Genomic DNA, 11646 nt, shown 5'->3' on the forward strand with positions numbered 1-11646 from the left:
TGGTGCTAGCGCACCATCCCGGAATGACCAACGATGTTCGTCACTTCCCCAGCCACTTCGGCGGCCGCTTCTCCGAAAACGCCTTCGGACCCTCGATGTAATCCTGCGAGGCCGCCATCGCCTTCACCGCGGGATATTCGCGCTGTTCGGCGATCGCCTGTTCCAGCGAGACTTCGAGGCCCTTCTGGATCGCCTGCTTGGAGGCGCGGATCGACATCGGCGAGTTCTTGCAGATGGTCTCGGCCCAGCGCTCCGCTGCCGCCAGCGCTTCGCCCGCTGGCGCTACTTCGTTAACGAAGCCGAGTTCGTAGCCTTCCCTGGCCGAGACGTGTCGCGCCGTAAGGATCATGCTCATTGCGCGTTTCAGGCCGATTTGTCGCGGCAGCCGGTGCAGGCCGCCGGCCAGCGCGGCGAGGCCGACGCGCGGTTCCGGCAGCGCGAATACCGCGTTCTCCGCCGCGATGATCAGGTCGCAGGCCAGCGCGACTTCGAAGCCGCCGCCCATCGCCACGCCATTGACCGCGGCGATGATCGGCTTGTCGCAGTCGAACCGCGAGGTGAGGCCGGCGAAGCCGGACGTGTTCCAGCCGCGCTTGCCGCCGGCCGCCTGCCATTTCAGATCATTGCCGGCGCAGAATGCCTTGTCGCCGGCGCCGGTAACGATGGCGACCCATTGTTCGGGATCGGCGGCGAAGTCGTTGAATACCTCGTGCAGCTCATTATGCGCGTCGGTGTGCAGCGCATTGTAAACTTCCGGGCGCGACAGCGTGACGATGGTGATCGGGCCCTTGCGCGTCACCGTGGAGAATTGCAGCGCCATTGGCGGCTCCCATTTTTCGTTATGCAGAATTTGCGCGTTTGGCCGCGCTTGACTTGATTTGACGGTGCCACCTTAATCGCCCGCATAACAAGATCAAAAATATGGGAGAGCGCCTTGGACTTTTCACTGCCGGCCGATCTGGTCGCCTATCTCGCCGAGCTCGATCGCTTTATCGAAACCGATATCAAGCCGATCGAGCAGGCGGACGACAACATCCGTTTCTTCGATCACCGCCGCGAATATGCGCGTACCGATTTCGAGAATGGCGGATTGCCGCGGCATGAATGGGAAGCGCTGCTGCGCCGGGTCAAGAATCTGGCCGACGGCGCCGGCCATTTGCGCTTCGCGATTCCGAAAGCCTATGGCGGTCAGGGTGGTAGCAATCTGTGGATGGCGGTGATCCGCGAGCACTTCGCGGCGAAAGGTCTCGGCCTGCACAATGATTTGCAGAACGAACATTCGATCGTCGGCAATCTGCCGCTGGTGACGATGCTCGACCGCTATGGCCGCGACGACCAGAAGGCGATGATCGAAGGCTCGATCACCGGCAAGTATCGCATCACCTTCGGGTTGACCGAACCCGAGCACGGCTCCGACGCGACGCATATGGAAACCCGCGCGGTCGAGACGACCCGCGATGGCGTCAAGGGCTGGGTCATCAATGGCGAGAAGATGTGGACCACCGGCATGCATGTCGCGACCCATTGCGCGCTGTTCGCGCGCACCTCGGGCAATGATGGCGACGCGCGTGGCATCACCTGTTTTCTGGTGCCGGCGAAAGCACCGGGCGTGAAGATCGAGGAGTATCTGTGGACCTTCAACATGCCGACCGATCATCCGCGCGTCAGCTTCACCGATGTGTTCGTGCCGGACGACGCGCTATTCGGCGAGATCGGCCGCGGATTGTCGCTGGCGCAATGTTTCGTGCATGAGAATCGCATCCGGCAGGCGGCGAGCTCGCTCGGCGCCGCGGTGTATTGCATCGAGGAGAGCGTGAAATATGCCCGCGAGCGAAAACCCTTTGGCAAAGCGCTGGCCGAGAACCAGGCGATCCAGTGGCCGCTGGTCGAACTGGCGACGCAGGCGGAGATGCTGCGGCTGCTGATCCGCAAGACGGCGTGGGAAATGGACAGCCTGACCCAGGCCGAGGTCGAGCACACATTGTCGGATCGCGTCTCGATGTGTAATTTCTGGGCTAACCGGCTGTGCTGCGAGTCCGCCGACCGCGCCATGCAGGTGCATGGCGGCATGGGCTATTCACGGCACAAGCCGTTCGAGCACATCTACCGCCATCACCGCCGCTACCGCATCACCGAGGGCAGCGAGGAAATCCAGAAGCGCAAGGTCGCCGGATTCCTGTTCGGCTATATGGGCGCGGGGAAGCATTGACGTCGTTCAAGGCGCGGACGTTCCCCGGACGCGGCGCACGGCGTCCCGCTTGGGACGTTGTGCGCCGCAGAGCCGGGGTCCCGGTTGCCGGCACAGAAGCAACCGGGATCCCGGCTCTGCGGAGCGGCATGAGAATGCCGCACCGCGTCCGGGACACGCGGCGCTAATCCTGACGGATCGCACCCGAATCGAAACATCCCGGAATATCTCCCGGCGTCGCGCACAATTGCCCGGCGCCGGCTTCTACCAGTTCCGCGCGGCTTCCATAGCCGTACAGCACGCCGATCGTGCCGATGCCATTATTGGCGGCGCCGATGATGTCGTGCTGGCGGTCGCCGATCATGATCGCGCGCGAGGATTCCGTGGAGGTCTCGTCGAGCGCGTAGCGCAGCAGCTCGGTCTTGTGAACGCGGGTGCCGTCGAGCTCGGAGCCGAACACGCGTTCAAAATGCCGTCGCAGCCCGAAATGGTCGATGATGCGGTCGGCATAGACATGCGGCTTGCTGGTGGCGACGAACAGCCGGCGGCCGGGCGCGGCCACTTCCGTCAGCGTCTCTTCAACGCCGGCATAGAGCGCGTTCTCGAACAGCCCGATATCGCCGAACCGTTCGCGGTAGAACGCGATCGCGCGGTCCGCGTCGCTGTCGCCGCAGCCGAGCAGCGCCTTGAAATTGGCGTGCAGCGGCGGGCCGATGCACCAGGTCAACTCGTCCGGCGTCGGAATCGGAACATCGAATTTCGCCAGCGCATACTGGATCGAACGGGTGATGCCGATCTTGGGGTCGGTCAGCGTGCCGTCGAGGTCGAAGAACACGGTGTCGACCGCGGGTGATTTCGGGGGCAACAGGCTCATCAGTTCGCATACCTGGCGGTCAGGTCGCGCGAAATCTTGGAGCCTTCCTCGATATAGCGGCGGATGGCGATGCCGGCGGCGGGGGTACAGGTTCGATAGGTCTGCTGGAAGCCATTATAGCCGCGGTTGAAGCCGGCGATCATGCGCGTCCGGCGGTCGCCGGACGGCGTTTCGGCATCGACCAGCGCCTGCATCTCGTTGCGCCATTTGGCGCCTTCATTGCTGCCGCAGATGCCACGCAGATAATGCAGCGTACCGAGAATCTCGGACATCCGCTGCAACTCGCCATCAAACGGCGCAGCCGCGTCCTGCGCCCGGGCGGAGCCGAGGCCGAGGGTCAGCGCGATCATCAAAGCGGCGAAAAATGGCTTGGGCATGATGGGTCCAGCAACCCGGTTGATATGCCGTTTCAGGGCATTGGACGCAAGGCCGCGGCGTCAGGCTTCGACCAGCACGCGCGCGGCGTCGATGATTTCCTGCAACCCCGGCGTCAGCGTGCGCGGGCCGAGTGCGTCGGGCGGCAGCCATGCGAAATCAGCGCATTCATCGTTCAAGATCGGCTCCCCGGCCGCCCAGCGCGCCGCGAACGACATCACCACGAAATGCCGGCCGCCGGAGCTGGCCGGCAGCACCTCACGCCAGCCGGCGAGGCCGAGAATGGCGATCCGCAGCCCGGTTTCCTCCATCACCTCGCGCGCCAGTGCCGCGTGCAGCGGCTCGCCGAACTCGACCCGGCCGCCGGGCACCGACCAGGAGCCTTGCGCCGGCGCATAGGCCCGCTGCACCAGCAGCACCTTGCCGTCGCGGAAGATCGAGGCGCTGACCGCGAGTTGCGGACGTATCGGCGTGACCAGGGGGACGTCGGTCATGCCGACTCGTTCGCCATGATGGCGTCGACGCTGGTTTCCTGATCCTTGCCATTGATCAGGCCGCCGGCAACCACCAGCAGCGGTTTGATCCAGTCTGATGCCTGCTCCGCCAGCGTGGCGCGGGTCGAATCCTGGTGCACCTTGCGCATCGCATCGCCCACCGCCGTCAGGATCAACGTCATTGTATCGACCGCGCGGTCCAATTCGGCGCGCAACTGCGGAGCCGCGGAATTGTAGGAGGCGATCGCCAGATCCCGTGCCTTGAAATTCGATTTGATGAAGTGCTCGGCATAGCTCAGCGGTTCCCATTCCAGGAACAGTTCATAACAGTCCGGCATGTCCGGGATCAACTCGAGCAGCATGATGGCTTCGTTGAAGTGGTTCAGATAATCTGTGGCCAGTCCGGTGCGCGGATTGATATTCGCAGCCATCAGCTCGGCCGCGGACGCAACGGGGTGAGCCCCCGCGAATGTCGGGTGGTGCGCGTGGTCCGCTGGTCTGAGGGCCGTCATCGTCATTGGTGGTACTTTGGGACGTATCGGGTTAAAGGCGGCTGAACAGATTTGGTGCTGGATAGCGAATGTGCGGAAGGTTCGTCATCACGTCGGCGCCCGAGGCGCTACGAAAGGTATTCGGCTATATTGAGCAGCCGAATTTCCCTGCTCGTTACAATGTTGCGCCGACACAACCGGTTCCCGTTGTAATTGTAGAAAATGGAAAAAGGCATTTTCGGTTGATGCGCTGGGGGCTGCTGCCGTCCTGGGTCAAGGATCCGCGCCAGTTCACGCTGATCATCAATGCGCGCGCCGAGACGGTGCGGGAAAAACCGGCTTTCAAGAATGCGATCCGACGCCGGCGCTGTCTGATTCCCGCGGACGGCTATTACGAATGGCAAAATTCGGGTGAACGGAAACAGCCGTATTTTATCCATCCTTGCGATCGCGGACCGATCGGCTTCGCCGGCCTGGCGGAAACCTGGATGGGCCCGAATGGCGAGGAACTCGACACCGTGGCCATCATCACCGCGGCCGCCAGCACCGGCATGTCGGTGCTGCACCATCGCGTCCCCGTCACCATCGCACCGGAAGATGTTGCGCGCTGGCTGGATTGCAGCGCCGACGACGCGTCGGATGTGATGACGCTGCTCGCCGCGCCACGGGATGGCGCTTTCGCCTGGCATCCGGTGTCGGCCGCGGTCAACAAGGTCGCCAATGACGACGCACAACTGATCCTGCCGATCACGGAAGATGAAATGGCGGCGGCGGAGGCGGCGAGGCCTGCGAAGAAGACGACGGCGCGGAAGATTGTGGCGTCGGGCGATGACGGGCAGGGGTCGTTGTTCTGAGAGCTATGTGCCGTCATTGCGGGATGCCGCAGACGGCGGAGCCGGCTGCTGCGGACCCGGAATCCGGAGATGTGCAGCGCGCCATCGGCTCGAGGTTCCGGGTTCGCCCGCGGCTTTCGTCGCTCGCGCCCCGGAACGACAATATCTTCACGGCGTCGGTTCGCGACCATCCAGCCACTTCGCATAGGTGATGCGCTTCTGCTCGCCGAAGCCGAGCGATTCATAAAACGCCTGCACCTGCGTATTGTCGGCGCGTACCATCAGTTGCAGCTTCTCGACGCCGCGTGCGCGCAGCCAGCCTTCCGCCGCCTGCATGATGGCGCGACCATATCCCTTGTGGCGGTGATCCGGATCGGTGGCGACGTAATACACCCAGCCGCGATGGCCGTGATGGCCGACCATCACCGAAGACACCACGGCAGCGCCGTCGCGGCCGATCAGGATCTCGGCATTGTCACTCCGGCGCGCAAAGCCGATGTCGGCGGCGGGATCATTCCAGGGCCGCGTCGAGCCGGCGCGCTGCCACAGCGCGATCACCGCCGCGACGTCGGCATCCTCGATCGGTGCGATCTTCAACATCCGACTCACTTCAGCGGCAGCAGCACTTTGCCCGGGTTGAGAATGTTCAGCGGGTCGAGCATCGCCTTGAAGCCGCGCATCAGCTCGATCGCCACCGGGTCCTTGACCGACGGCAGATCCGCCGCCTTGAGCTGGCCGATGCCATGCTCGGCCGAGATCGAGCCGCCCATCCGCAGCACCACCTCGAACACCACCGCGTTGACCTCGTGCCAGCGCGCCAGGAAATCGTCCTTGCTGCCATCGCTGGGCTGGGTGACGTTGTAATGGATGTTGCCGTCGCCGAGATGGCCGAACGGCACCGGGCGCGCGCCGGGCATCAGCCTCAGCACCGCGGCATTGGCCTCGGCGATGAAGGCCGGCACCGCGGCGACCGGCACCGAGACGTCGTGCTTGATCGAGCCGCCTTCCGGCTTCTGCGCCGGCGAGATTTCCTCGCGCAGCTTCCAGAACGCCGTGCGCTGGCTGATATTGGCGGCGATCACCGCGTCGTCGACGATGCCATCCTCGAAGCCGCGCTCGAGGATCTTCTCCAGCGCGCCCTGGCTCTCCTCGCGCGACGACGACAATTCCATCAGCACATACCACGGGTGCTTGCTGGCGAGCGGATCGCGGATGCCCTGGCCATGGCGCACGGAAAAGTCCACCGCGATGTCGGCGATCAGCTCGAAGGAGGTCAACTGGCCGGCGGCTTCCTCGCGCGAGATCTGCAGCAGCTTCAGCGCTGCTTCCGGCGATCGCAGCCCGACAAAGGCGGTCTCGATGCCGCGCGGCTTCGGAAACAGTTTCAGCGTCGCGGCGGTGATGATGCCGAGCGTGCCCTCGGCGCCGATGAACAGATTGCGCAGATCATAGCCGGTATTGTCCTTCTTCAGCTTCGACAGGCCGTTGAGGATGCGGCCGTCGGCCAGCACCACTTCGAGGCCCAGCGCCATTTCGCGCGCCACGCCATAGGCCAGCGCGGTGGTGCCGCCGGCATTGCTGGAGAGGTTGCCGCCGATGGTGCAGCTGCCTTCCGAGCCCAGCGACAGCGGAAACAGCCGGTCGACCTCGGCGGCGCGCGCCTGCGCATTCTGCAGGATCAGGCCGGCTTCGACCGTCATGGTGTTGGATTCGGTGTCGATGTCGCGAACCTTGTCGAGCCGCCGCATCGACAGCACCACTTCGCCGCCATAGGGCGTCTGGCCGCCGACCAGCCCGGTATTGCCGCCCTGCGGCACCAGCGCGGTGCGGGTCTCGGTGGCCAGCCGGCAGATCGCCGCGACCTCGGCGGTCGAGCCCGGCCGCAGCACCAAAGGCGAGGTGCCGAAGAACAAATTGCGGTCCTCGGTGACATATGGGTGCACGTCGGCCTGGTCGGTCACGGCATATTTGTCGCCGACGATGCCGCGGAAGCGGGCGATGGTGTCGGGCGACAACGTGGCCGGCATTGGCTGGGCGATGTTCATGCGGTTTCCCGTGCTTCTCTTGGTCTTGCCGTGGAATGGATGCTGGAATCAGTTCCGGATGAGATGGTCATGCGGCCGCGCGGCGCAAGCGGTCGTTGATGGCTTCGCCGAGGCCGTGGGGCGGCACCGGCATCACCGCGATGGCGGTCGCGCCGGCGGCGTCGAGCGCGCGAAGATAGCCGAAAAGGTTGGTCGCGGCTTCGGCCAGATCGCCGGATTCGGACAGATTCAGCACCGCCGCGGCATTCGCCTGGCCGGGCAGGGCGGTCGGCCCGAACGCCAGCAATGCCTCGCCGGGGCGTAGCCCGGTGGCCCGCAGCCGCACCGGCGTGCGCGGCGCGTAATGCGATTCCAGCATGCCGGGCGCCAGCGGCTGCCGGGTGGCGCTGGAAGGCTCCTCCACGGGCAGCAGCAGCGGCCGTCCGAGCAGCCGCTCGATCGCCTCGCGCGGCAGCCCGCCCGGCCGCAGCAGAATCGGCTGCCCGAAACAGCCGATAATGGTGGATTCGACGCCGACCGCGACCGCCCCGCCATCGACAATCATATCGATGCGGCCGTCGAGATCGGCCTCGACATGGGCCGCGCAGGTCGGCGAGACGTGGCCGGACCGATTGGCCGACGGCGCCACCACGGCGCCGCCGAAGCCGCGCAGCAGCGCCAGCGCCACCGGATGCGCGGGAACCCGCAACGCCACGGTGTCGAGCCCCGCGGTGGCGAGGTCGGCCACCGGGCAGCCGGCGAGTTTTGGCAGCACCAGCGTCAGCGGCCCCGGCCAGAACGCCTCGGCCAGCGCCCGCGCCGGCGCGTCGAAGCGCGCGATTCGCTGCGCGGCGTCGGCATCGCCGACATGGGCGATCAGCGGGTTGAACGCCGGCCGCCCCTTGGCGGCGTAAAGCCGGGCAATGGCGGCGGCATTGCCGGCATCGGCGCCCAGCCCGTAGACGGTTTCGGTCGGAAACGCGACCAGCCCGCCGCCGCGCAGGCACGCGGCGGCTTCCGCCACGCTCGCGGCGCCGGCATCGGTCAGGCGGGTAGTCAGCACGGGCATCGTCTGGCATCCTTTCAGCGCGGTTCTTGTAACGGGGTTCTTGCAGGATGCGAAACCCAAGGCTATACACCGGCCACTTGTCGGAGTGTGGCTCAGCCCGGTAGAGCACTGCGTTCGGGACGCAGGGGTCGCAGGTTCAAATCCTGCCACTCCGACCAAGTATTACCGGCACTTACCGGGATTGTGCCGAAAGCTCGTAATCGTGGTTTGAACGGACGTTCATGACTGCGGCCCGATCGTACCCCAGCGCGTTGTGTAGCTTCTTAATGGCCACCACGATTGTCGGCTACGGCCGGGCTGGTCAGGTTGCCACTGCGGGCAGCCCGACGATGGGATTATTGTGAATAGGCGCGCCATTTGACCCCCGATAGGCTTCCATGGTTGACCCCGCCCGTGCCGCTCGATGTCCCTGACACTGCGATGGAAATCAGCTGTATGCCGGGGTCACGGTTGAGTTCCGATAGGGGTGAAAGTTCGGAGCCAATGCACAATCAAGAAGCTACACGACGCGTTGGGACACAATCCTGTCGCTGGCTGAGGCTCTGAAGACCATCGAGACCGACGGTATCTTGCACCCATCTAGCAACTCCCTCGGGCCGCCTTCTGACTGCGGTCATGCTTAGGCAGCGCCCGCGGAGCTCACCGGATGCTCACTCAATGGGTTCAAATCCGATCACACGAAAGAGGCAAGGCAGGAGACTGTGGCGAATTGAATCACCGCGGTCAGATGATGGAAAACGAGAGCGCCGAACGCACTATTTTGGCTGGACGCCGCATATCTGCGCCATCAACAAATCCAAATTCCCGAGGAATTTTGTACAAAGTCGAGCTCAGGTCGGATTTCATTCGATCATAAGTGCACTGCGTAATGCGGCCGCAGCATCATCCACAGCGCGCTGCGCTATGCCGACCATGCGATTAAAACGGATGAAGCCGTGGTTGACACCGGGATAGATCAAAAGATTGTTCTTGACGCCTGCCACGTCCAAGCGCCGCTTCGTCGCGTGGGCGTCATCCAACAAGGGGTCGAGTGCGCCAATTGCCTGATGCACTGGCGGCAAGCGCGTCAGGTCGCCCGAAAGCGGCGTCGAGCGCCAGTCGTCGCGCTGGTTCGGCGTCTCCAGATAATTGCTCCAGATCCACTCCATCTGGCTTTGCGACAATCCATAGGCGCCCGAGCCGAGCCCGACCCAACTGGCGCTGGCGGTATCGCTGGAAAAGACGCCGTAAAATAACAAGAGGAAGCGGAGGGCTGCTTCGCCGCGGTCACGCCGGATCATCTCGGCAACCAGTGCGAGGTTGGCACCGGCCGAGTCGCCGCCTGCTGCCAGTCGAGTGACGTTGATGCCCCATTCTGAACCCGTACGGCTCACATGATTAATGACGATCACCGCCTCCGTTATACCCGCTGGGAATTGATGCTCTGGGGCCCGGCAGTAATCTACGTTGAGGACGGCAATACCGGTCTGCTGAACCAGATCGCGCATCAGGCCGTCCCAGCCTTGAGCGCGCCCATAGATAAAGCCGCCGCCATGAAAATAAATGAGAAGCGGCAGCGGTTTGGCCGACTTCGGGGCGTAAAAGCGACATGGAATGTCCCGATCAAGCCCAGGAATCACCAGATCCCGTTCGATGGCGACGCGCGCGACCTTGTTGGAAAGATACGCGCCAATGCGATCCTGCACGACGCGAACGTCTGCAAGAGCAGACGTCCGTGGATCAAGCGCGACAAGACCTTCAGTCCTCAGGAGCGCGCCGGCTGCGATCATCTCCGGATCAAGAGCAGTTGGAGGGGGAAAGAATGCCGCCATGTCACCTCACAAACGCTCGTCGATTGATTTCAAGGAAGGCTTTGCCGCAATCGCGGTCAGCGGCAATGCGATCTCAGGGGCTCAACCCGGGACAGCGTAAACGCACATACGCGCAACCATAATCACCTGCTTAACCACGGCTCACAGACCGAGATAAAGCTTTCTGACAATGTCGTTGTCTATTAGATCGGCACGGCTTGCGCCCTCGAACACAATGCTTCCGTGCACCAGCACATATCCGCGATCCGCAATGCGGCTGGCCTGGCGAAAATTCTGTTCGGCCATCAGAATGGTCAGCCGAAAGCGCTCCTTCAGCTCCTGGATCTTATCGATCATGCGCGCCACGTAGATCGGCGCCAGTCCGACCGACGGCTCGTCGATCAGCAGGATTTTCGGCGATGACATCAGCGCCCGCGCCAAAGCCAGCATCTGCTGCTCTCCGCCGCTCATGCTGCCGGCCAGTTGCTTCGGACGCTCCTTCAACACCGGAAAGGCGTCGAAACAGTAGGCGAGATTATCCTCGATCGCCCCACGCGCATCTTTGCGATTGGCGCCGAGCATGAGATTCTCTTTGACGGTCATGCGCGGAAACAGCCGCCGGCCCTCTGGCACCAGACTGATCCCAAGCCTGGCGATGTCGTCAGCAGATTTGCCAACAAGGACGTGGTCCTGCCCATCCATCGTTGCGACGATCTCACCACGCTGCGGACGCAACAGACCGGCGATGCAATTGATCAACGTGCTCTTGCCGTTGCCATTGGTGCCCAACAGCACGACCGTCTCACCGGGATTGAGCGTAAGCGATACCGAAGACAGCACACGATTGCGTCCATATCCGGCGTCTATCGCTGTGACCCGTAAACTATTCTCCAAGATAGGCCCTCTCGACTTCCGGGAGCCGCATCACGTCCCGCGGCTGACCGTCTGCGATCTTCTCGCCGGCGACCAACACGACAATCCGTTGCGAGAACGCTGTCACCGCCTTGATAATATGTTCGATCATCACGATCGCTACGCCGCCGCGATTGATCTCGAACAGCAATGCGAGAATTTCATCGACTTCGCTGTCGGACAAGCCGGCCATCGCTTCGTCCGACAGCAGCAGTTTCGGTTTCGCGGCCATCGCGCGCGCCAGCTCGAGCTTGCGCATCTCCACCTGCGTCAGTGAGATGACGGGTGCGCTTGCCTTGCTTGCCAAGCCGATGGCAACGAGGATCTCGCGTGCTTCGATCTCTGCGCCGGCAGACTGGAACACCGGTCCGCCGCGCCCCTGCCGCGCGTAAATGATCGGCACCAGAATGTTTTGCAACACGCTCATGCTCTTGAATGGGCGGGGCAGCTGAAAGCTGCGTGTCAGCCCCCGACGGGCGCGCTGGTGGGCGGTCAGCCCGTTGAGCATCTCCCCGTTCAGTATTATCGAACCCTGGTCGGGGCTCAATGCGCCGGACAAGCAATTGACCAGTGTGCTCTTGCCGGCCCCGTTCGGG

General features: G+C 63.5%; 13 protein-coding genes and 1 tRNA gene. 3 read left to right on the top strand and 11 right to left on the bottom strand.

The window, feature by feature from the left end; translation table 11 throughout:
- Positions 1-40: 40 nt before the first annotated feature.
- Complete coding sequence (locus Q0S16_RS07750; protein WP_295846716.1) at positions 41-820, bottom strand: enoyl-CoA hydratase-related protein; 780 nt, start codon at positions 818-820, stop codon at positions 41-43.
- A 114-nt stretch (positions 821-934) separates the two neighbouring features.
- On the opposite strand from Q0S16_RS07750, the gene Q0S16_RS07755 reads away from it, so the two are divergent.
- Complete coding sequence (locus Q0S16_RS07755; RefSeq protein ID WP_295846719.1) at positions 935-2209, top strand: acyl-CoA dehydrogenase family protein; 1275 nt, start codon at positions 935-937, stop codon at positions 2207-2209.
- 163 nt (positions 2210-2372) lie between these two features.
- On the opposite strand, the gene Q0S16_RS07760 is transcribed toward Q0S16_RS07755, so the two are convergent.
- The 4 genes from Q0S16_RS07760 to Q0S16_RS07775 are packed head-to-tail and all read right to left on the bottom strand — an operon-like array spanning position 2373 to position 4362.
- Positions 2373-3062: an HAD family hydrolase gene (locus Q0S16_RS07760; RefSeq protein ID WP_295846722.1), complete on the bottom strand. Its 690-nt coding sequence runs from the start codon at positions 3060-3062 to the stop codon at positions 2373-2375.
- Positions 3062-3439 carry a TIGR02301 family protein gene (locus Q0S16_RS07765; protein WP_295846726.1) on the bottom strand — a complete coding sequence of 126 codons (378 nt, stop codon included), beginning with the start codon at positions 3437-3439 and terminating at the stop codon, positions 3062-3064. The genes Q0S16_RS07760 and Q0S16_RS07765 overlap by 1 nt, the downstream gene beginning before the upstream one ends.
- A gap of 60 nt (positions 3440-3499) precedes the next feature.
- Complete coding sequence (locus Q0S16_RS07770) at positions 3500-3931, bottom strand: NUDIX hydrolase (protein WP_295846731.1); 432 nt, start codon at positions 3929-3931, stop codon at positions 3500-3502.
- A complete protein-coding gene (locus Q0S16_RS07775; RefSeq protein WP_295846734.1) occupies positions 3928-4362 on the bottom strand; it encodes a hypothetical protein in 435 nt (144 codons plus the stop codon). Before Q0S16_RS07775 ends, Q0S16_RS07770 begins: the two co-directional genes overlap by 4 nt.
- Before the next feature lie 149 nt (positions 4363-4511).
- On the opposite strand from Q0S16_RS07775, the gene Q0S16_RS07780 reads away from it, so the two are divergent.
- Complete coding sequence (locus tag Q0S16_RS07780; RefSeq protein WP_295846735.1) at positions 4512-5276, top strand: SOS response-associated peptidase; 765 nt, start codon at positions 4512-4514, stop codon at positions 5274-5276.
- Positions 5277-5423: 147 nt separating this feature from the next.
- Here the strand turns inward: Q0S16_RS07780 and Q0S16_RS07785 are convergent, their stop codons facing one another.
- The 3 genes from Q0S16_RS07785 to Q0S16_RS07795 all read right to left on the bottom strand — a co-directional run bounded on the left by Q0S16_RS07785 (position 5424) and on the right by Q0S16_RS07795 (position 8348).
- Positions 5424-5855 carry a GNAT family acetyltransferase gene (locus Q0S16_RS07785; protein WP_295846736.1) on the bottom strand — a complete coding sequence of 144 codons (432 nt, stop codon included), beginning with the start codon at positions 5853-5855 and terminating at the stop codon, positions 5424-5426.
- 5 nt (positions 5856-5860) lie between these two features.
- Complete coding sequence (locus Q0S16_RS07790; RefSeq protein WP_295846737.1) at positions 5861-7300, bottom strand: FAD-binding oxidoreductase; 1440 nt, start codon at positions 7298-7300, stop codon at positions 5861-5863.
- A gap of 67 nt (positions 7301-7367) precedes the next feature.
- Complete coding sequence (locus Q0S16_RS07795) at positions 7368-8348, bottom strand: L-threonylcarbamoyladenylate synthase (RefSeq protein WP_295846738.1); 981 nt, start codon at positions 8346-8348, stop codon at positions 7368-7370.
- Positions 8349-8429: 81 nt separating this feature from the next.
- Between Q0S16_RS07795 and Q0S16_RS07800 the strand changes: the two genes are divergently transcribed.
- A tRNA-Pro gene (locus Q0S16_RS07800) sits at positions 8430-8506 on the top strand.
- A 684-nt stretch (positions 8507-9190) separates the two neighbouring features.
- On the opposite strand, the gene Q0S16_RS07805 is transcribed toward Q0S16_RS07800, so the two are convergent.
- From Q0S16_RS07805 to Q0S16_RS07815, 3 genes are all read right to left on the bottom strand, one after another.
- Positions 9191-10159: an alpha/beta hydrolase fold domain-containing protein gene (locus tag Q0S16_RS07805; RefSeq protein ID WP_295846739.1), complete on the bottom strand. Its 969-nt coding sequence runs from the start codon at positions 10157-10159 to the stop codon at positions 9191-9193.
- Positions 10160-10300: 141 nt separating this feature from the next.
- Positions 10301-10978 (bottom strand): ABC transporter ATP-binding protein, encoded by a 678-nt coding sequence (locus Q0S16_RS07810; RefSeq protein WP_295846741.1) that lies wholly within the window; start codon positions 10976-10978, stop codon positions 10301-10303.
- A gap of 43 nt (positions 10979-11021) precedes the next feature.
- Positions 11022-11646: ATP-binding cassette domain-containing protein (locus Q0S16_RS07815; RefSeq protein WP_295846743.1), on the bottom strand; the 625-nt coding region annotated here is incomplete at its 5' end.

It is taken from the genome of Tardiphaga sp. (assembly GCF_025356345.1).
Classification (GTDB): Bacteria; Pseudomonadota; Alphaproteobacteria; order Rhizobiales; family Xanthobacteraceae; genus Tardiphaga.

What these genes read in the sequence shown, in the direction of transcription:
- Q0S16_RS07750 (WP_295846716.1), bottom strand. Translation starts at nt 820, where the DNA reads ATGGCGCTGCAATTCTCCACGGTGACGCGCAAGGGCCCGATCACCATC.
- Q0S16_RS07760 (WP_295846722.1), bottom strand. Translation starts at nt 3,062, where the DNA reads ATGAGCCTGTTGCCCCCGAAATCACCCGCGGTCGACACCGTGTTCTTC.
- Q0S16_RS07765 (WP_295846726.1), bottom strand. Translation starts at nt 3,439, where the DNA reads ATGCCCAAGCCATTTTTCGCCGCTTTGATGATCGCGCTGACCCTCGGC.
- Q0S16_RS07770 (WP_295846731.1), bottom strand. Translation starts at nt 3,931, where the DNA reads ATGACCGACGTCCCCCTGGTCACGCCGATACGTCCGCAACTCGCGGTC.
- Q0S16_RS07775 (WP_295846734.1), bottom strand. Translation starts at nt 4,362, where the DNA reads ATGGCTGCGAATATCAATCCGCGCACCGGACTGGCCACAGATTATCTG.
- Q0S16_RS07780 (WP_295846735.1), top strand. Translation starts at nt 4,512, where the DNA reads ATGTGCGGAAGGTTCGTCATCACGTCGGCGCCCGAGGCGCTACGAAAG.
- Q0S16_RS07785 (WP_295846736.1), bottom strand. Translation starts at nt 5,855, where the DNA reads ATGTTGAAGATCGCACCGATCGAGGATGCCGACGTCGCGGCGGTGATC.
- Q0S16_RS07790 (WP_295846737.1), bottom strand. Translation starts at nt 7,300, where the DNA reads ATGAACATCGCCCAGCCAATGCCGGCCACGTTGTCGCCCGACACCATC.
- Q0S16_RS07795 (WP_295846738.1), bottom strand. Translation starts at nt 8,348, where the DNA reads ATGCCCGTGCTGACTACCCGCCTGACCGATGCCGGCGCCGCGAGCGTG.
- Q0S16_RS07805 (WP_295846739.1), bottom strand. Translation starts at nt 10,159, where the DNA reads ATGGCGGCATTCTTTCCCCCTCCAACTGCTCTTGATCCGGAGATGATC.